This is a genomic window from Primorskyibacter flagellatus, from assembly GCF_900176485.1.
Lineage (GTDB): Bacteria > Pseudomonadota > Alphaproteobacteria > Rhodobacterales > Rhodobacteraceae > Primorskyibacter > Primorskyibacter flagellatus.
This window is the reverse complement of record NZ_FWYD01000003.1, coordinates 399931-420041: the sequence shown is the minus strand read 5'-3', so window position 1 is coordinate 420041 and position 20111 is coordinate 399931. Positions and strand designations below refer to the sequence as shown.

The window sequence follows — 20111 nt, the reverse complement described above, 5'->3', positions numbered from 1 at the left end:
CCCCTCCTGCGCGCGCCTATGATTGCGGCGCAGCATTTTCACCAGGACGGACAAGTATGGATATCACGCGGATCGGAGTTGTGGGCGCGGGGCAGATGGGCAATGGCATTGCGCATGTATTGGCGGTTGCCGGATATGAGGTGCTGCTCAACGACATCAATCAGGATGCGTTGGACAAGGCCGTAGCCCTGATCGACCGCAATCTTGAACGACAGGTCAGCCGCGAAAAGATCTCTGCCGATGAGAAAGCCGCAGCGATGGCGCGGATCAGCACGACGATGGCACTGCCAGACCTAGGCAAAACAGATCTTGTGATCGAGGCCGCGACAGAGCGCGAAGAGGTCAAGCAAAAGATCTTTGACGCATTGCTGCCGCATCTCGAACCGCACACGATCCTGACCTCCAACACTTCGTCAATTTCGATCACCCGGCTTGCCAGCCGTACGGACCGGCCCGAGAAGTTCATGGGTTTCCACTTTATGAACCCTGTGCCCGTGATGCAGTTGGTCGAGCTGATCCGCGGGATCGCAACCGACGCAGATACCTACGACGCCTGCTTGGGTGTGGTTGAAAAGCTGGGCAAAACGGCGGCTTCGGCCGAAGATTTCCCGGCATTCATCGTCAACCGCATCCTGGTGCCGATGATCAACGAAGCGGTTTACACGCTGTATGAAGGCGTCGGAAACGTGAACTCCATCGACCAGTCGATGAAACTTGGTGCCAATCATCCGATGGGACCGCTGGAACTGGCGGATTTCATCGGTCTCGACACCTGTCTCGCGATTATGAACGTATTGCATGACGGGCTGGCGGACACGAAATATCGCCCCTGCCCCCTGCTGACCAAATATGTCGAGGCCGGCTGGCTGGGCCGCAAGACCAAACGCGGTTTTTACGACTACCGTGGCGATACGCCGGTGCCGACGCGCTGACCAGCGCAGGTCAGGATTTGCTTAGCGCCAGCGTCTGTTCACGAAGCCAGCCAACGAAACCGCGCGGATTGCTGGCCCAGTCCTGGATTGCATCCCGTTCGATCGGATGCCCGACGACCGGTGCTTGCGGCTTGTCCAGCGCATGCACGACTTCATAAAGCAACAATCCCTGCCGAAGCGTCGCCGACACGCGGTTGGCCATCTGATACCAACGCGAATTGGAGCCGGGGAAATAGATCGGCAAAACGCGCGCCTCGGACCTTTGGATCATCTTGGCGGTGAACGGATTCCAGTCGGCCTCCACCGCTTCGCCCATCATGGTCGGCGACGACGCCACGACCCCCGATGGAAACAGAACGACCACGCCGCCATCCTTAAGATGCTGCATGGCACGTTTGCGCATTTCGAGGTTTTGCTGAAGCGCATCTGCCTCATGCGCAAACGGCACTGGGATCATAAATTGCTCGATCTCGCCGACCCCTGTCAGCAGTGAGCGGGTAAGAATTTTGTAGTCGGTCCGCACCCGGCCAATCAGTTCCGCCAACACCATCCCGTCGATCAAGCCATGCGGATGGTTCGCGGTGATGACAAGCGGGCCTTCTTTGGGAATACGCGCGACCTGTTCAGCGGGTGTGGCAAGGTCTATTCCCATGACGTCCAGCGCCTGCTTCCAGAACGCCTGACCTTCAGGCACGCCCATCCCTTCAAATTCGCGAATGCGACGCAGCAAGCGCAGCTTGCCGGTCAGAAGTTCCATCACCTGTATGGTTTTGACCTGAAGTGCCCTGTCAAAGGTATTGGCATAGGACAGTCTGCGCCGATCATAGGGTTGGTCGGCCAGATTGGTTCCGTCTCCCTGCCCCAGCAACTGCCGGGTCTTTCGCGGCATCATGTCAGGCCGAGGTTCCGTGCTGTCAACCAAATCAGGATTTCCCTTCCGGACGCCTGTCACATGTCCTCGCCAAACCGATCGGCGACCAGAGCTTCCACCGCATCTGCCAGCGCTCCGGCATCCGGGCCAGATATTTCGACTTCAATAGTGCTTCCTTTGGAGGCTGCCAACATCAAAAGCCCCATGATGCTGTCGCCGGATGCGTTCATCCCATCCTTGCAGACCTCTACGGAGGCATCAAAGCCTTCCACGACTTCGACCAGCTTGGCCGAGGCCCGGGCGTGCAGCCCTTTTTCATTCACGACCTGAAGCGTGCGACGGATGGAGTTTGACATGATGCGCCCTAGTCCAGAGAAATATTCTGACTGTCAATATACTTTCGCCCGGCCTCTAGGGCTGAACGAACCGCATCAGTAACAGACATTTGGCGACTTTTTGCCAGTTTGATCAACATCGGCAGATTGGCACCGTAAAGGATTCGCCGGTTCATCGGCTTACATGCCTTGAGCGCCAGGTTGGACGGCGACCCACCGAACATATCCGTAACGACCACCACGCCATCGCCATGATCGACGGCATCCGCTGCCGCACAAATCTCGGATTGCTTGACCGCACGGTTGTGATCGGCCTCGATAGAGATCGTCCGCACAGCTTGCAATTCACCAACCACATGTTCGACTGCCGCGAGATACTCTCTCGCCAGTCCGCCATGTGCAACGATCACGATGCCGATCAATTTCGGGCCTCTCCGCCAGTCTTCACGATGCGAGACGTTTCGGCAGCAAGGCCAAGACGTTCAAGTTCGCGATGCCTTATTGACACCCGCCAGCCCTGTAGCGCAAGGGCAGCGGCGACGCATTCCGTGACGGCAACGGATCGGTGTTGCCCGCCGGTGCATCCGAAACCGACCGAAAAATGCGCCTTTCCTTCCTCGACCGACGCCGGAAGCACAAAAGCAACAAGATCGGTGACCTTTTCAATGAACGGGGCATGGCGTGCATCGCGGCTCACATAGTCTGACACCGCCGCGTCCAGCCCTGTCAGCTTTCGCAGATCCTTCTGCCAGAACGGGTTGTGCAAAAAACGACAATCAAAAACCATGTCCAGCCCGTTCGGCAATCCGCGTTTGTAGCTGAACGAATGCAAAGCGACTGCCATACCTTGCCCAGTCTCGGATCCGAACCAACGTTGCACCTGCGCACGCAGGTCATGCGGCGTCAGGTCGCTGGTTTCGATCAACAGGTCCGCACCACTTCGCACCGGTGCCAACATTTCCATTTCGCGCGCGATCCCCTCACCCGGTGCGTCGTCGGGCGATAGCGGATGGCGCCTGCGTGTTTCAGAAAATCGGCGCAGAAGAACCTCTGCCCGACAATCCAGATACAGCAGTTCGACCGTCACCCGCTGGTCGTTGGACAATTGCGCCTGCAAATCCAACAAGCCTTCTGGAGAGAAATCTCGCCCCCTTGCGTCAATTCCCAACGCCATCGGGCGCAGCGATACACCGTCAATCAGCCGCGGGATCAAGCCAAGGGGCAGGTTGTCGATCGCTTCAAAGCCCAGATCTTCGAGCGCGTTGATCGCAGTTGTCCGACCGGCACCCGACGGACCGGTGACCAGGATCACTCTTTGCGTTTCGGCGTCGGGGGCAGCCATATCAATCTTTCCGTCCAAACATGAGATAGTGATAAAGCGACGCAGCAAAATGAGGGGTCGCGGGCCTGTGAAGAAGGGGAATGTACCGGCCAAGCAGCAAAGTGTCCCGTAGTTCGGGCATACGTTGGCCTTCTGTCTCGTCAAGGTCAACCACTACCGCCACACGAACCGAACCTGCCAAGGGCGCATTCAACAACCCTATGCCTCTGGCCTCGATCAGCGAGGGCAAACCTTTCGGTGCGCGCGCAATGACTTCATCCGCACCGTCCCAATGACATAATTCCGTTCGGTCATCCGCAATGAGTTGCGCCCCAAGCGCCATCATCTCCAATGCCAATCCGGACTTTCCCGCCCCCGATGCCCCTATGAAGACAGCACCTTTGTTCCCGATTGAGACTGTCGTGGCATGCAGGATCGTGGACTGTTTGTTCAAAACGCAGGCTTGCCTTCAATTCGCAACGGCGGTCCCTATCACATGACAATCGGTGTGGTCGGGTCGGACCGCAACCGCTTTTCAAGACGGTCGTGACGAAAGCGGATTGGCTGCCCGGCGGCAATAGCACATACAGCAATGGTGCGGATCAGACTGGAAGCCCGACAACAAAGCGCGCGCCCGACGGCTCTGAGGTAATATCTGCTTCTGTCGGGCGAATGTTCTCCGCCCAGATAACGCCATCATGCGCCTCTACAATTTGTTTGGAAATTGCCAGCCCAAGACCCGAATTGTTACCGAAATCGCCGTCCGGTCGCTGAGAGTAGAACCGCTTGAATATCTGGGTCAACGCCTGTTCCGGAATCCCCGGCCCGGTATCTTCGACGACGACAAGCACTCTATTCTCTCGTTGCCTTGCCCAGATGCGGATCGCGTCACCATCCTCGCAAAAGCTGATTGCGTTGGTGATGAGATTGACAAAAACCTGTGCAAGACGAGCTTCAAGCCCGTGCAAGTGAATTGGCGCGTCCGGCAAATCAACAACAAACTCGATCCCGCGCTGACGCGCATCCTCGCCCAGAAACTCTGCGAGTGTCCCAAGCGTCTCCAATAAATTGAATTGGATCTCTTCTTCTTTGACCAACTCGCTGTCCAGCCGGGATGCGTTTGAGATGTCACTGACCAGTCGATCAAGTCTGCGCACGTCATGTTCGATCACATCCAGCAATTTTTCCTGCTGGTCGGCGCGTTTTGCGACGCGCATTGTGCCGACCGCAGACCGCAATGACGCCAGCGGGTTTTTGATTTCATGCGACACGTCCGCGGCAAATTGTTCGTTGCTGTCGATCCTGTCGTAAAGCGCCGAAACCATGCCCCGTAAAGCTCCGGAAAGCCTGCCAATCTCGTCCGGTCGCGCGGTAAGATCGGGAATACGAATGCGTCCGGTCGTGGCGTTGCGCCGATTGCGTTCGCGACCAAGTTCCGCCGCATCGGCGAGATCAGTCAACGGGGTGGCAATGGTTGAGGCCAGTATCAGACTTAGGCCGATAGAGACCAGAGTCGCGATAATAAACATCCGGTACATGCGTTCTCGTTCCGCGCGTTCCAGCGCAGCTATCTCAATTTCGGTCCGGACCAGCCCCACCGCACCAATTCCAAGGCCATGTCGGAGAATCGGGGCGACCACGATGAACCTCTTGCCGCCGTCAGCGCTCAGGATCATCTCGACATCAGACGTGGCGGTCGCGTCAGTCGCCAAGATCTGCCCTGCGATCATGCGCGTCCGGTCAACAGTAGATATCGACGGCGCTTCGTCCTCCTGAACCAAGGCCAGTATCCAGGACACACTTTTCCCGAAGCGTGAGAGTAACTCGCTGATGACAGGTCTTTCGACAGAGTCTTCCGGAACCATGCCCACAGTGGCGACACGCTCGGCGATCAACGTCCCGGCTTGATTAAAAACGTATACTTCAGCACCGTGTCGTCGACTCAGTATGCGCAGAATAGGTTCAATATCGCCTTGATTAATGGCATCTGCGTCAGGTTTGACCAAACGGGCCTCGAACACGTCGGCAACCAACTCCGCCTCGGCAATGAGGTTCTGGCGACGGAGGCTGGCCCACCCATCGTCTGACGGACTGACATACAGCAAGCCACCAATAACCACCGTCAAAGCGACCAGGTTGAAAAGGATGATCTTGCGCGTCAAAGGCGAATGTTTGAATGAGAAAAATCTTCGTCTTGATGGACGGATCAATAGTTCAGAAGCCGCAGCATCGTCCGAAACAGCACCATCAGCACGTCGTCCGCCGCGCCTACGTTCCTGGATGCCCTCCGCAAGTGTCATAGTCACTCTTCGTTGTAACGATAGCCAACGCCATACAGCGTTTCGATCGCAGAAAAGTCGGTGTCTGCGATCCGCATTTTCTTGCGCAAGCGTTTGATGTGGCTGTCGATGGTGCGATCATCCACATAAACCTGGTCGTCATAGGCCACATCCATAAGCTGATCGCGTGACTTCACAAAACCCGGACGTTGCGCAAGTGCCTGCAACAACAGAAATTCTGTAACAGTCAGCGCAACATCATGTCCCTTCCACTGCACAGAGTGGCGCATCGGATCCATCGTCAAATTGCCCCGCTCCATCAGTTTGGGTTCTTCCGCGTCACCGACAATATCGCTTTCCACGACTTCCTGCCGACGCAGCAATGTCCGGATTCGTTCAACCAGCAGCCTTTGACTGAACGGTTTTTTCACATAATCGTCCGCGCCCATCCGAAGACCCAAAACCTCGTCGATCTCGTCGTCCTTGGAGGTCAGGAAAATCACCGGCATCGAAGATTTCTGCCGAACACGCTGCAACAAATCCATTCCGTCCATGCGAGGCATTTTTATGTCGAACACGGCCATATCCGGAAGCTTCTTGCTGAAACCATCCAGCGCAGCTTGTCCGTCATTATATGTCTCGACCTGGAAACCCTCGGCCTCAAGTGTCATCGCAACCGATGTCAGGATATTCCTATCGTCGTCCACCAGCGCGATTCTCGACATTAAACCATTCCTTCTACTGCCCATTCTGGAGCCTCTTCTGCGACCGCATGCATATCAGTCCGCGCCACACACCGTACACGCGAATCACCCGCGCCCTGATCTTCCAGTTGTCGTGAGAAAACCTTACCAATGCCTTAATTTCCGACGTTCAAAAACCAGTCACGCAAGATGATTGCGCTAAACACTCCTTGGTTGCGCTAACTGTGCGTTTGCGTCCTGTTCACGACATAATTTGGCATGATAAGGACGGCCTTGCCCCCTGCGCTCTGCGGGGGATGGCGCGCATAAGAAGCTTGGCGCCACGTCTGCAAATCGCCGCTTCTCGTGCGGCTACAGGAGCTTGGAAAAATGACATTTGGACGGGTAAACCCGCAATTCCGCCTTGACGATCAGGGGATCGAGGGGCTGGGCAATGTCTATTACAATCTTATGGAGCCTGCGCTGATTGAAGCTGCTCTCAAACGTGACGAAGGGACTTTGGGTGAAGGTGGCACCTTTCTGGTGACAACCGGCAAGTTTACCGGACGGTCGCCCCTGGACAAGCATGTGGTAAAGACCGACAGCGTCGCGGATAAGATCTGGTGGGACAACAACAAGGCAATGTCGCCCGAAGGGTTTTCTGCCCTGCTTGCGGATATGCTGGAGCATATGAAGGGCCGCGACTATTTCGTGCAGGACCTCGTTGCCGGAGCAGATCCCGCGCATTCCGTCGATGTCCGAATGGTTACGGAACTGGCATGGCACGGTCTGTTCATCCGCCACATGCTGCGCCGCCCGGATCACGACGAGTTGGATGATTTCACGGCAGACTTCACCATCATCAACTGCCCCAGCTTCAAGGCGGATCCAGCGCGACACAACTGCCGGTCCGAAACCGTGATCGCACTGAATATGGATGCCAAGATGATCCTGATCGGTGGCACGGAATACGCCGGTGAAAACAAGAAGTCCGTGTTCACATTGCTGAATTACCTGTTGCCGGAAAAAAACATCATGCCGATGCACTGTTCGGCAAACCATGCGCCAGGCAATCCGGTCGACGCAGCAATATTCTTCGGTCTGTCCGGTACCGGGAAAACGACGCTTTCGGCGGATCCAAGCCGTGTGCTGATCGGTGATGATGAACATGGCTGGTCGGATCGCGGCACGTTCAACTTTGAAGGCGGCTGCTACGCCAAGACGATCAACCTCAGCCAGGAAGCCGAGCCAGAGATCTACGCAACCACCAAAAAGTTCGGCACCGTGATCGAAAATATGGTGTTCGACCCCGAAACGTTCGAGCTGGATTTCAACGACGACAGCCTTACAGCCAATATGCGCTGCGCCTATCCGCTCGAATACATCTCCAATGCCAGTGCCAACGCGATGGGCGGCCATCCCAAGAATATCATCATGCTGACTTGTGACGCATTCGGTGTACTTCCGCCGATTGCACGCCTGACGCCCGCGCAGGCGATGTATCACTTCCTGTCCGGTTTCACGTCCAAGGTCGCCGGTACGGAACGCGGCGTGACTGAGCCAGAGCCCACATTCTCGACCTGTTTCGGAGCGCCCTTCATGCCGCGCCGCCCGGAAGTCTATGGCAACCTGCTGCGCGACAAGATCGCCAAGCACGGTGCAACCTGCTGGTTGGTGAATACCGGCTGGACCGGCGGGGCCTACGGAACCGGCAGCCGGATGCCGATCAAGGCAACGCGCGCGCTGCTATCCTCGGCGCTTGATGCATCTTTGGCCGACGCCGAATTCCGTAAGGATCCGAATTTCGGCTTCGAAGTGCCCGTCTCTGTGCCAGGCGTGGCAGAGGTGTTGCTGGACCCGCGTCGCACATGGGAAGACGCGCAGGCCTATGATGTTCAGGCCGCGAAGCTGGTTCACATGTTTGCCGAGAATTTTGCACAATATGTGCCGTATATTGACGAGGACGTAAAAGCCGCCGCCATCGGCTGACGTGTCCTCTATCGCGAATGAAAGGAGCGCCCGAGAGATCCTTGGGCGCTCTTTCCTATTTCGCGGCAACGCCTGTTACGCGAACAACCCGCGACGCAGCAGGTTCAAACCGGCAATCAGCAGCACAACCAGCGTCGCCTGCCGGAATGCAGCCTGGTTTATGCGGTCCTGCACCTTGGCACCGACATACATCGCGATCACACATGGTGGCACAAGTATCAGCGAGAACCAGAATGTCGTTGCATTCAGCACGCCAGATCCGACATGCGCAGCAAACAGTGCGACGGCCCCGACAGCGTAGATCACCCCCTGAACGCGGACATGTTCACGCTTTTCGGTATCAAGCGCCGTCAGATACGCGATTGTTGGTGGCCCCCAGACCCCGGACAGCCCGCCGATGAACCCGGCGAAACCGCCTACAACAAGTTCGATCATTCGTGATGACCCGCGCGCCAGCCGCAACGGCACGCCGGCCAACTGCAATATCGCAAACAACGTGATCGGTACGCCGATGATCAGCAGCATGACCTTTATCGGCAGTACGCGCACAAATTGGGCGGAAAGCAGCAGCATCACCAGCATGGCAAGCAGAAAGACCCGGTAAAGCGACACCGATTGCATCGCGGCGCGCGGACCATGTCGCAGCGCCTGCATGCCGTTTGTCACCAGCGTCGGCAAAATCAACCCGGCCAAAGCAAGCTCCGGCGATGCGAAGCTGCCAATCCCCGATATCAGGATCATCGGCAAGGCAAAGCCGACCAGCCCCTTGACCAGTCCGGCAACCACTGCCACCGCCAATGCACCTGCCAGTTGGACAGGTGACATAAGATCGAAAATCATCTCCATGATTGCCGATAACACGCTGCACTCTGAATTACAGAAATATTCGGCGACGTAACTATTGAATACTAATGCCCCTGATTTAGGTATTTTTGTTGCGCTGCATGCGCGAAAAGATTATGCCGTACCGCAGAAAAGAAGGATGTGAATCATGGCCCATGACGGACAGGACCTGACGATGACCGACTCGATCTTGCTTGCCGACCTGCTCACACTGACCGGTGCGACAGTCGAACCCGTTGCGCAGGTTTTCGAGACCGCGCGCGCGGCCCTGCGCGAGCGGGTAAGCCAAGACGGGCGCGTTTCCGGTACGCTGGTTGAGGCCAACCAGAACGCCACCCACGGGCTTGCCTGGCTTGCAACCTATTCCGAAGCCCTGCGCCAGATGCAGAAATGGGCCGAACGGCTGCAAACGGACGGAAAGTTTGGCGAGATCGAGCAATTGATCCACCAGATTGCCTTTGGCGAGTACCTCAACCAGATCATCGGTGGCATTCCGATGAGCCAGGGCGAAATCTCGCGCGCCGGAGATCTTGGACTTTCACGCGATGACCTTGATCCGCTGTCCACGCCACAGATCGAAACGCTGATCCAAAAGGGCAACAGCCAGGCGGCACGCTCCCGGCTGGTCGAGTTGATGCAAGAGCAATCGGCCAACGTCACCTTCGGTGCCTCCGGGCTTGAGGATGAGCTGGAGATGATCCGCGAGCAATTCCGTCGCTTTGCCGTTGATCGGATCGAACCGTATGCCCATGACTGGCATCTCAAGGACGAGCTGATCCCGATGGAGATCATCGAGGAATTGGCCGAGATGGGCGTCTTTGGCCTGACCATTCCCGAGGAACATGGCGGGCTGGGCTTGTCAAAAGCCTCGATGGTCGTTGTGTCCGAAGAACTGTCGCGCGGCTATATCGGCGTTGGCAGCCTTGGCACCCGGTCCGAAATTGCCGCAGAGCTGATCCTGTGCGGCGGCACCGATGCGCAGAAAGAAAGCTGGCTGCCCCGCATCGCCAGTGGAGAGATCCTGCCCACGGCCGTGTTTACCGAACCCAATACCGGGTCCGATCTTGGCGCGCTGCGCACCCGTGCCGTCAAGGATGGCGACACTTATCGCGTGACCGGCAACAAGACATGGATCACCCATGCCGCGCGCACCCATGTGATGACGCTGCTGGCGCGCACCGATCCCGAAACAACCGATCACTGCGGTCTGTCCATGTTCCTGGCCGAGAAAACCCCCGGCACGGATGCGGCCCCCTTCCCCACCGAAGGCATGACCGGCGGCGAGATCGAAGTGTTGGGCTATCGCGGCATGAAGGAATATGAACTCGCCTTCGACAACTTCAGCGTCAAGAAAGAAAACCTTTTGGGCGGCGAAGAAGGCAAGGGTTTCAAACAGTTGATGGAAACCTTCGAATCTGCTCGGATCCAGACCGCCGCCCGCGCCATCGGGGTTGCCCAAGCCGCTTTGGACGTATCGATGCGCTACGCGCAGGACCGCAAGCAATTCGGCAAATCGCTGATCAACTTCCCGCGCGTGTCGGGCAAGCTGGCGATGATGGCAGTCGAGATCATGGTCGCACGGCAGTTGACCTATTTCTCCGCTTGGGAAAAGGATCACGGCCACCGCTGCGATCTGGAGGCCGGGATGGCGAAGCTGCTGGGCGCGCGTGTCGCTTGGGCTGCTGCCGATAATGGCTTGCAGATCCACGGCGGCAACGGCTTTGCGCTGGAATATACCATCAGCCGCATCCTATGCGACGCGCGTATCCTCAACATTTTCGAGGGTGCGGCAGAGATTCAGGCGCAGGTCATCGCGCGCCGCCTGCTCGCCTGAAATCCGTCTTGGAGCATTAGAAAGAGGCGGCGTTATCCAGACGCCGCCTCTCTTGTTTTGGCCCTACGGCCCTGACCCGTGCAGAGGTCAGCCGTCTTTTCGGATCGTGGCGTTCGTCGGATCGTAGGGGCTATCCTCGGTGATCTCGGCATCCCACAGCTTGTCGAACATCTTGACCTTCAGCTTTGTGCCGGGTTCCGCAAGATCGGGACGCACATAGCCCATGCCGATGGATTTGCCGAAACTTACGGAATAACCGCCCGAGGTCAGCCGCCCGACCCGCGTTTCACCGTCATACAGTGCCTCACGGCCCCATGGATCGGCATCCTCTGGCCCGTCAATCAGCAGCGTCACGCATTTTGACCGCACACCGATTTCCTGCATGGCATCCTTGCCATGGAACTCCTTCGCCAGATCTATGAAGCGCGCCAGATCGGCCTCCATCGGGGTGGCATCGCGGCCCAGTTCGGTCCCAAAGGCGCGATAGCTTTTTTCCTGACGCAGCCAGTTCTGCGCCCGCGCGCCGACCAGCTTCATCCCGTGCTTGTTGCCTGCCGTCATCAGGAGATCCCAGAGGTAGTTCTGTATCTCGATCGGGTGGTGCAATTCCCAACCCAGTTCGCCGGTATAGGCGACACGAATTGCGCGGACCGGGCACATCTTCAACTCTATTTCGCGCATCGTCAGCCACGGGAACCGCTTGTTGGACAGCACGGTTTCCGGCTCTGCGTCGCAGATAAGTTGGTTGAGAACGTCGCGCGTTTTCGGACCGGCAATGGCAAAGACACCCCATTGCGTCGTCACATCCTGAATTTCGATATAGCCAAACTCTGCCGCCTTATCCTCGGCCGCCTTGCGCAAATAGTCGGAATCGTAGGCCGTCCAGGCACCCGCGGAAACGAGATAATATTCATCCTCAGCCAGCCGCACGATGGTGTATTCCGTGCGCGTCGTGCCTGCCCCCGTCAGCGCATAGGTCAAGTTGATGCGCCCGACCTTCGGCAGCTTGTTGCATGTGAACCAGTCAAGGAATTGCGTCGCACCCGGCCCTTTGACGACATGCTTGGTAAAGGCCGTGGCGTCGATCAGGCCCACGCCTTCGCGGATCGCCTTGACCTCTTCGACCGCATATTGCCACCAGCCGCCACGGCGGAAGGAATTTGTGCTTTCGTCGAAATCCTCGGGCGCATCCGCAGGACCGTAATAATTCGGGCGTTCCCAGCCATTGACCTGGCCGAACTGGGCCCCAAGTGCCTTCTGGCGGTCATAGGCAGGCGCGGTGCGCAGCGGGCGGGCGGCGGGACGTTCTTCATCCGGCCAGTGCAGTTTCAGCAGAAAAGGATAGGTTTCCTCGTTCTTCACCGTCGCATATTCCGACGTCATCCACGACCCGTAGCGCTTGGGGTCGAGCGAGGCCATGTCGATCTCCGCTTCGCCTTCGACCATCAGCTGTGCAAGGTAATACCCCGCACCACCGCCTGCGGTGATCCCGAACGAAAACCCCTCGGCCAGCCACATATTGCGAAGCCCCGGCGCTGGCCCCAGCAGCGGGTTTCCGTCCGGCGTGTAGCAGATCGGGCCGTTGAAATCGTCCTTGAGGCCGACCTCTTCGGTGGACGGAATACGGTGGATGAAATCCATGTATTCCTGCTCGATCCGCTCCAGATTCAGCGGAAAAAGGTCGGCGCGGAAACTGTCGGGCACACCGTAACGGAACCGCGCAGGCGCGCCGTCCTCATACGGCCCCAGAATCCAGCCACCGCGCTCCTCGCGCACATACCAGCGCGCATCGACATCGCGCAGCACCGGATGTTCGCCATTGGTCTTGCGCCATTCCACCAAAGCCGGATCCGGCTCTGTGACGATGAACTGATGCTCGATGGGAATGGCAGGCGTCCTGATACCCAGCAGCCGCGCCGTGCGCTGCGCGTGGTTGCCGGTGGCCGTCACGACATGCTCGGCATGGATCACCATCTGCTCGTCCGAGGCGACAAGGTTGCCGCCCCGCTCGACCATCTTCGTGACCGTCACATCCCAGTGATCGCCGGTCCAGTGGTAGCCATCGACCTGCCATTTGCGTTCGATCGTGACACCGCGCTGGCGCGCGCCCTTGGCCATCGCCATGGTCACATCCGCGGGGTTGATATAGCCGTCGGTCGGGTGAAAGATCGCGCCTTTCAGATCCTCGGTACGCACCAGCGGCCAACGCTCCTTGATCTGGTCCGGCGTCATCCACTCGTAGGGCACGTCCACGGTTTCCGCCGTGGTGGCATAGAGCATGTATTCATCCATACGCTCCTGGCTTTGGGCCATGCGCAGGTTGCCGACGACCGAAAAACCGGCATTCAGCCCGGTTTCTGCCTCAAGCGTCTTGTAGAACCTGATCGAGTAGTCGTGGATATGGGTCGAGGCATAGGACATATTGAAATAGGGCAACAATCCCGCCGCATGCCATGTCGAGCCGCTGGTCAATTCGTCCCGTTCCAGCAGCATCACATCGCTCCAGCCGGCACGGGCCAGATGATAGGCAATTGACGTCCCCACGGCGCCACCGCCGACGACCAGAGCTTTGACATGCGTTTTCAACCGACGACTCCCTTATCCACCTGTTGCCTGCATAAGACGTAAAATATCCGCCTTCCGCATGGGGCATCCGACACAATCCGGCTTGAATGCGACAGGGGAATGATTTGCGCCATTCCGGGCGGGCAGAGGCTGTGGCTTTCACGATCAGAAACGCTCCAGCAAACGCTCCAGATACTCGATCTCTGCATCCGGGCGTTCGCCATCGCCGGTGCGGCGACGGATCTCATCCAACAACTCGCGCGCACGCCGATAGACGTCTTCACCCTGCAAGATGCTGTCTTCACTGCCGATCTGACCGTTGGTCCCGGCATTGCGCCCCAGCGGATCCTGACGTTCACCGGGCTGCTGCCCGTCTGCCATGCCCTGCTGTCCCTGATTCTGCTGCTCTTGGGCCATCGCCTCGCCAAGGCTGCGCATACCGTCGCGCAGCGCGTCCATCGCCTCGGCCTGACGGTCGATCGCTTCAGCAAGATCGTCGCCGCGCAGCGCCTGTTCGGCCCCATCCATCGCATCCTCGGCCCGGTCCAGCGCCTCGCGTGCCGCTTCTCCGGCTTCGGTGCCCGCGCCGGGAAGGTTGCCGCGCTGACGCTCTACCTCTTGCCGCAAGGCACCCTGCCGATTGGCAAGCGATTGGCCGAGGTCATCGCTGTCACCCGGCTGGCCTCCCTGTCCGCGCTGCCCTTGTCCTTGTTGTCCTTGTTGTCCCTGTTGGCCTTGTTGTCCCTGTTGGCCTTGTTGTCCCTGTTGGCCCTGCTGACCCTGCTGACCCTGCTGACCCTGCTGACCCGGATTGAACCGATCCTGAAGGTCGCGAAAGGCCTGATCCGACAAGCCCTGCTGTTCACGCAGCGTGTCGGCCAGACCTTCCATCGCCTGTTCACCCGGCGATTGCTGACCTTGCCCGCCCTCGCCTTGCGTGACGCGCATGTTCTCCATCATCCGGCGCAATTCATCCAGTGCCTGTTGTGCCTCTGCCATGCGGCCCTGCTCCATCAACTCCTGAATGCGGTCCATCATGCGTTGCAAATCGTCCTGAGACATTTGCATGGTCTCGCCCTGCTGCTGGGCAGATTGATCGCCATCCTCGCCCTGTTCTTGCGCCTGACGGCTCAACTGGCGCATGTAGTCGTCGGTGGCATCGCGCAGTTCCTGCATCAGTTCCGCGATCTCCTGATCGGTGGCACCATTGCGCATCGCTTCCGACAGACGTTCCTGCGCACGACGCAGACGCTCCAGCGCGTCACCCAGATCGCCGTCTTCCAGAATGACCGCAAGATCCCACATTGCCTGCGCAATCTCGTCGCGGTTTTCCAGGGTAAGCTGGCCAAATTGCGTGAACGTCTCCAGCCGACGCAGAATGGTGCGAAAGCGCAAATAGGTCACCGAAGAGCGGAACACCTCATCGGGCTGGTACGAGATTGCCCGCATGATCTGCGCAACCCGCGCCGCATTGTCCCGACTCCACAACAGATCTCGGCGCTGTTCGATCACAGCAGCCGCGAGCGGCTCAAAGAACCGCCGCCCCATCAGCGTGATTTCTTCGACGGCCGGTTCACTGGATTGCCCCGCAGCATCCTCGACCGTCAGCGTCACCGTGACGGGCATATTCGCCCACGGATGCTGTGAGAAGTCTTCGATCAGAATTTCTTCAAACTCCGCCCGGTCCCCCGAAATAGGCATCGGCAGTTCGACCACGATGGGGTCCTGCGGCTCTGGCTCTGCCGCAAGGCCATGGCGACGATCAAGCCGGTCCATCGACAAGTCAATCCGTGCCTGCCCGCGCGCCACACCGTGGTCATCTCTTGCGGAAAACGACAGCGAAATCTCGCCACGCGCAGAGGCTTCGACCTCGCCGCCCAGCGCGACCTGCGGGGCGTCGTCAAGGCGCATCAGCACCTCCCAGGCCCGCCCGCCCGGTCCGTCAACCGACAGCGCGCCGCTTTGCGCAACCGTAAGGTCATAGGCGGTCTGCGCCTCGGCCTCCTGTTGCAACGGCACGCCAGAGATGTCCTCTGTCACCCGCAGTGCACCGACCTCGCCGTAAAAGCGCAGCATCACCCGGCTGCCCTCCGGCACGGTCAGTTCGCCCGGCGCGATGTCATTGAGGTAAAGCGCGGGCATTCGGGTATAGACCGGCGGTTCGACCCAACCTTCCCACGATGGTCCCGACGCCAGCGAGGTGCCGCCCGGTGTCATCGCCGTGACAGAGCCCATCTTCCAGACCGACCCGAACAGCAGACCCACGCTCAGCACCAGCAGTGCCACATAGCGCAGCGCGAAGGGGTCCGCCTTGGAGGCCCGCAAGTCCGGTTGCACAGCGGTAGCCGTCTCAAGCCGGGCGCGCATCCGAGCCTGATGCGCGGACCAAACCGCGCGGGACGCCGCGTCGCCCGCACCGATTGCCTGATGATCCATGGCAGTCTGAATAGGTCGCCCCGGCATCGCCGCATCCATACGGGCCATCGCGCCAATCCGCGAAGGCCAGCGGAACCGCCGGATGCCGATTGCCAATGTTGCCAAAGCCGCCAGACCCAGCACCGCTGCCGCGCCCCAGACCCACTCTACCGCGACGCTGTCTTGCAGCCCCAGCATCAGCAACGCTGCGGCCACAAACAGCACCGACCAAAGCGGCCAGAACGCACGCACGACAGCCTCTGCCACCATGCCCAGCCGGGTCAGCAGCAGCGGTCGCCGAATATGCCTGAGGACGTCGTCTGCCTGCCTGTCGGTCGCGGCCATGCGCACTCCTTTTCAGGGCTGCGCACCGGGGGGCGTCACAGCCATGGTGGAATGGTATCTCGATTTATGATTTCGTCAAAGGTCGGCCTCGCCCGAATGACGGCGAATTGATCGCCATGCACCAGAACCTCGGGGATCAGAGGCCGGGTGTTGTATTCGCTCGCCATTACCGCGCCATAAGCCCCGGCAGATCGGAACGCCAGCAGATCGCCCGCAACCACAGGCGGCATCTGACGCCCCTTGGCGAAGGTGTCGCCACTTTCACAGACCGGTCCGACCACGTCATAAGGCCGCAGTTCGACGGCTGCGGCAGCCTCCACCACCGGAACGATGTCATGATAGGCGTCGTACATCGCGGGGCGAATCAGATCATTCATAGCTGCATCGAGGATCAGGAAATCCCGCCCTTCGCCGGACTTCACATAGATCACCCGGCTGACCAAAATACCGGCATTCCCGGCAATCAGCCGTCCCGGTTCGATCTCGATCTCACAGCCCAGATGACCAACAGTGCGCTTGATCAACGCGCCATAATCGGTGGGCAGCGGCGGTGCCTCGTTCGAACGTGTATAGGGGATGCCCAAACCACCCCCCAGATCCAGACGCGTAATCTCGTGCCCGTCTGCGCGCAGCACATCCGTCAGGTCAGCGACTTTCTTGTACGCTGCCTCGAACGGCTCCAACTGCGTCAGCTGACTGCCGATGTGAACGTCGATGCCGACCACTTTCAGCCCCGGCAGGGACGCGGCTTGCGCATAAACTTCGCGGGCCCGCGCAATCGGAATGCCGAACTTGTTCTCTGATTTTCCGGTCGCGATCTTGGCATGGGTCCTGGCGTCGACATCCGGATTGACACGCAAAGTGATCGGTGCCACCACTCCCATCGACACAGCGACAGCAGAGATCGCTTCCAGCTCCGGCTCGCTCTCGACGTTGAATTGGCGAATACCGCCTGCAAGCGCCATGCGGATCTCCGCCAGCGTCTTGCCAACGCCGGAAAAGACGATGCGCTCCGCAGATACACCAGCCGCCTTGGCACGCGCATATTCCCCGCCCGAGACCACATCCATGCCAGCGCCAGCTTCGGCAAGCGTCCGCAAAATCGCCTGATTGGAATTTGCCTTCATCGCATAGCAGACCAGATGCGGAAGGCCGTCCAGCGCTTCATCGAACAGGCGATAATGTCGCAACAACGTGGCCGTCGAATACAGATAGAACGGCGTCTCCACAGCAGCGGCAATTTCCGCCACTGCAATATCCTCGGCAAAAAGCGCCCCGTCACGATAAAGAAAATGGTCCATCAAAGCCCCCGAAACTGCTGCTCGTCGCCATAGCCCGCAAGCCGCGGCAAAACCAGCCCTGAAGCTTCTTCTTGGTTCGAATACTCTCAGGGGGAGGCGCGCCAAGCGCCGGGGGCAGACTGCCCCCAACTGCGTGTACGCAAATCAAAAAAGCGTGCGCAGCGCGCACTCCACCAGGTCAAACCCGAGCAGCGATCCGCACCAGCGTCCGGAGTCTAAAGCCCGACCAACACGCTGACCGGGCCCCTATTCACCCTAACAGCGGTCGATGTCCGCACGCCATCCGTACCTGCCGATATCGTCGTGGACAATGACGGTCGGATCGGGTCGCCATCGGCCCCACAGCCCACCAACAAGATCATCGCCAGAACGCCAACAGCCTTCATCCAAGGATCTCCTTCCAGCGCGCGGCCTGCTCACGCACCCGAACCGGTGCCGTGCCGCCATAGCTGATCCGGGAGGCGACCGAATTATGCACCCCGAGCACATCATAGACGGCTTGGGTGATCCCGTCATGTACGCTTTGCATGTCATCCAGCGACAGGTCCGGCAGATCACAGCCTTTCGCTTCGGCCTTTGCGACAAGGCTGCCGGTGATGTGATGGGCGTCCCGGAACGGCAGGCCCAACTCGCGCACCAGCCAATCAGCCAGATCCGTCGCGGTCGAGAACCCGGCACCGGCCGCTGCTTCCAGCGCCTCGCGATTGGCGGTCATGTCGCGCACCATGCCCTCCATCGCGGCCAGCGCCAGCATCCAGTTATCGGCGGCGTCAAAGACCTGTTCCTTGTCTTCCTGCATATCCTTGGAATAGGCCAAGGGCAGCCCCTTCATCACCATCATCAAGGCGGTCTGCGCCCCAAAAATTCGGCCTACCTTGGCGCGGATCAATTCTGCCGCATCGGGGTTCTTCTTTTGCGGCATGATCGACGACCCGGTCGAGAACCGATCCGACAGAACAACAAACCGGAATTGCGCCGAGGACCAGATCACCAGCTCTTCGGCAAAGCGGCTGAGATGCATGGCACAGATGCTCGCCGTGCCAAGGAGTTCCAGCGCGAAATCGCGGTCGCTGACGGCATCCAGGGAATTCGCCGCTGGCCGGTCGAACCCCAGCGCCTCGGCGGTCATGTGGCGATCAATGGCAAAGCCGGTGCCCGCCAGCGCGGCCGCCCCCAAGGGCGATTCGTTCATCCGCGCCCGTGCATCCCGGACCCGCGACAGATCGCGCGCAAACATCTCGACATAGGCCATCATGTGATGGCCCCATGTCACGGGCTGCGCTGTTTGCAGATGCGTAAAGCCCGGCATGACCCAATCCGCGCCCGCTTCTGCCTGCGCCACCAGCGCCTTCATCAGCGCCAATAGGCCTGTCTCTGCCGCGTCCAGCTGGTCACGCACCCACAGCTTGAAATCCGTGGCCACCTGATCGTTGCGCGAACGGCCGGTATGAAGACGCCCCGCAGGTTCTCCGATGATTTCCTTCAGCCGCGCTTCGACATTCATGTGGATGTCTTCCAGCGCGGTGGAGAAGCCAAAGGTCCCACCTTCGATCTCTGACAAGACCGTGAGCAGGCCTTCCCGAATGGCCTCGACATCTTTAGGGTCCAGAATGCCTGTGGCGCCAAGCATGGCGGCATGGGCCCTTGACCCGGCAATGTCTTGCGCCGCCATCCGCTTGTCGAAACCGATCGAGGCGTTGATTGCCTCCATGATCGCGTCCGGCCCGGCGGCAAAGCGGCCGCCCCACATCTGGTTCGAGGATTGGTCTGCCATGTCGTGCCCCCTTGGAGGAAAAATGCGCCTGTTCCGTTCCGCTCTCCTTTATCTAGCCCTTGGTCTGGGTGCAAATGCTGCGCTCGCCTCCGACCTGTCCGCCATCGACGCCCTGCGCGAAGGCGACATGAAAAAACTGGTCTTCACCGACGCCAAGCCGGTCAGCGCAAATGCGTTTCAGACAGTGGACGGTGCCGAGATGACGCTCTCGGAGTATCAGGGTAAATGGGTGCTGGTGAACTTCTGGGCCACATGGTGCGCGCCGTGTCGCAAGGAAATGCCGATGCTGTCGGCCTTGCAGGAGGAATTTGGAGGCGACGCCTTTGAGGTCGTCACCATTGCAACCGGCCGCAACCCGCCCCCTGCCATGAAGACGTTCTTCAAAGAGATCGGCGTGAGCAATCTGCCGCTGCACCGCGACCCCAAACAGGCGGTGGCGCGTGAGATGGCGGTTCTAGGTCTGCCGATCACTGTGCTGATGAACCCTGAAGGTCAGGAAGTTGCACGGCTGCAAGGCGATGCCGACTGGGCCTCTGACAGTGCAAAGGCCATCATCAAGACGCTGATCTCGGACGAGACAGGCAGCTAGGCGAGGCTGACAACGCACGGCTCCGATCCTTGCGA

The 20111-nt window shown here is 59.2% G+C and carries 17 protein-coding genes; 4 read left to right on the top strand and 13 right to left on the bottom strand.

Annotated features, from left to right (window positions below; translation table 11 throughout):
* The first annotated feature begins 56 nt into the window (after positions 1–56).
* A complete protein-coding gene (locus B8991_RS07460) occupies positions 57–932 on the top strand; it encodes a 3-hydroxybutyryl-CoA dehydrogenase (protein WP_084351942.1) in 876 nt (291 codons plus the stop codon).
* Positions 933–942: 10 nt separating this feature from the next.
* Here the strand turns inward: B8991_RS07460 and B8991_RS07455 are convergent, their stop codons facing one another.
* The 7 genes from B8991_RS07455 to B8991_RS07425 form a co-directional block, all read right to left on the bottom strand.
* Entirely contained in the window at positions 943–1821 is an 879-nt protein-coding gene (locus tag B8991_RS07455) for a lysophospholipid acyltransferase family protein (protein WP_084352248.1), read from the bottom strand.
* Positions 1822–1880: 59 nt separating this feature from the next.
* Complete coding sequence (locus B8991_RS07450; protein ID WP_084351940.1) at positions 1881–2159, bottom strand: HPr family phosphocarrier protein; 279 nt, start codon at positions 2157–2159, stop codon at positions 1881–1883.
* Positions 2160–2167: 8 nt separating this feature from the next.
* Positions 2168–2560 carry a PTS sugar transporter subunit IIA gene (locus tag B8991_RS07445; protein WP_084351938.1) on the bottom strand — a complete coding sequence of 131 codons (393 nt, stop codon included), beginning with the start codon at positions 2558–2560 and terminating at the stop codon, positions 2168–2170.
* On the bottom strand, positions 2557–3480 hold the full coding sequence (gene rapZ, locus B8991_RS07440; protein ID WP_084351935.1) for an RNase adapter RapZ: 924 nt from the start codon (positions 3478–3480) through the stop codon (positions 2557–2559). Before rapZ ends, B8991_RS07445 begins: the two co-directional genes overlap by 4 nt.
* Before the next feature lies 1 nt (position 3481).
* On the bottom strand, positions 3482–3913 hold the full coding sequence (locus tag B8991_RS07435) for an HPr kinase/phosphorylase (protein WP_084351933.1): 432 nt from the start codon (positions 3911–3913) through the stop codon (positions 3482–3484).
* A gap of 148 nt (positions 3914–4061) precedes the next feature.
* Complete coding sequence (locus tag B8991_RS07430) at positions 4062–5759, bottom strand: sensor histidine kinase (RefSeq protein ID WP_084351931.1); 1698 nt, start codon at positions 5757–5759, stop codon at positions 4062–4064.
* A 2-nt stretch (positions 5760–5761) separates the two neighbouring features.
* Complete coding sequence (locus B8991_RS07425; protein ID WP_084351928.1) at positions 5762–6463, bottom strand: response regulator transcription factor; 702 nt, start codon at positions 6461–6463, stop codon at positions 5762–5764.
* Between the two features lie 348 nt (positions 6464–6811).
* Between B8991_RS07425 and B8991_RS07420 the strand changes: the two genes are divergently transcribed.
* Positions 6812–8410, top strand: coding sequence for a phosphoenolpyruvate carboxykinase (locus B8991_RS07420; RefSeq protein WP_084351926.1), 1599 nt, complete (start codon positions 6812–6814; stop codon positions 8408–8410).
* Between the two features lie 75 nt (positions 8411–8485).
* Here B8991_RS07420 and B8991_RS07415 read toward each other — a convergent pair whose 3' ends face one another.
* Positions 8486–9256 (bottom strand): sulfite exporter TauE/SafE family protein, encoded by a 771-nt coding sequence (locus B8991_RS07415; RefSeq protein ID WP_084351923.1) that lies wholly within the window; start codon positions 9254–9256, stop codon positions 8486–8488.
* A gap of 145 nt (positions 9257–9401) precedes the next feature.
* Here B8991_RS07415 and B8991_RS07410 point away from each other — a divergent pair, with 145 nt between their 5' ends.
* On the top strand, positions 9402–11087 hold the full coding sequence (locus tag B8991_RS07410; protein WP_084351921.1) for an acyl-CoA dehydrogenase family protein: 1686 nt from the start codon (positions 9402–9404) through the stop codon (positions 11085–11087).
* 87 nt (positions 11088–11174) lie between these two features.
* Here B8991_RS07410 and B8991_RS07405 read toward each other — a convergent pair whose 3' ends face one another.
* The 5 genes from B8991_RS07405 to argH all read right to left on the bottom strand — a co-directional run bounded on the left by B8991_RS07405 (position 11175) and on the right by argH (position 19487).
* Positions 11175–13673: a GcvT family protein gene (locus tag B8991_RS07405; protein ID WP_084351919.1), complete on the bottom strand. Its 2499-nt coding sequence runs from the start codon at positions 13671–13673 to the stop codon at positions 11175–11177.
* A gap of 144 nt (positions 13674–13817) precedes the next feature.
* On the bottom strand, positions 13818–16412 hold the full coding sequence (locus B8991_RS07400; RefSeq protein ID WP_084351917.1) for a TIGR02302 family protein: 2595 nt from the start codon (positions 16410–16412) through the stop codon (positions 13818–13820).
* A gap of 35 nt (positions 16413–16447) precedes the next feature.
* Positions 16448–17713: a diaminopimelate decarboxylase gene (lysA, locus tag B8991_RS07395; protein WP_084351916.1), complete on the bottom strand. Its 1266-nt coding sequence runs from the start codon at positions 17711–17713 to the stop codon at positions 16448–16450.
* A 215-nt stretch (positions 17714–17928) separates the two neighbouring features.
* Complete coding sequence (locus tag B8991_RS21425; RefSeq protein ID WP_179141441.1) at positions 17929–18099, bottom strand: hypothetical protein; 171 nt, start codon at positions 18097–18099, stop codon at positions 17929–17931.
* Positions 18096–19487, bottom strand: a complete 1392-nt coding sequence (gene argH, locus B8991_RS07390; RefSeq protein ID WP_084351914.1) for an argininosuccinate lyase — start codon at positions 19485–19487, stop codon at positions 18096–18098. Before argH ends, B8991_RS21425 begins: the two co-directional genes overlap by 4 nt.
* Before the next feature lie 22 nt (positions 19488–19509).
* Between argH and B8991_RS07385 the strand changes: the two genes are divergently transcribed.
* Positions 19510–20076 carry a TlpA family protein disulfide reductase gene (locus B8991_RS07385; protein ID WP_143514513.1) on the top strand — a complete coding sequence of 189 codons (567 nt, stop codon included), beginning with the start codon at positions 19510–19512 and terminating at the stop codon, positions 20074–20076.
* Positions 20077–20111 lie beyond the last annotated feature (35 nt).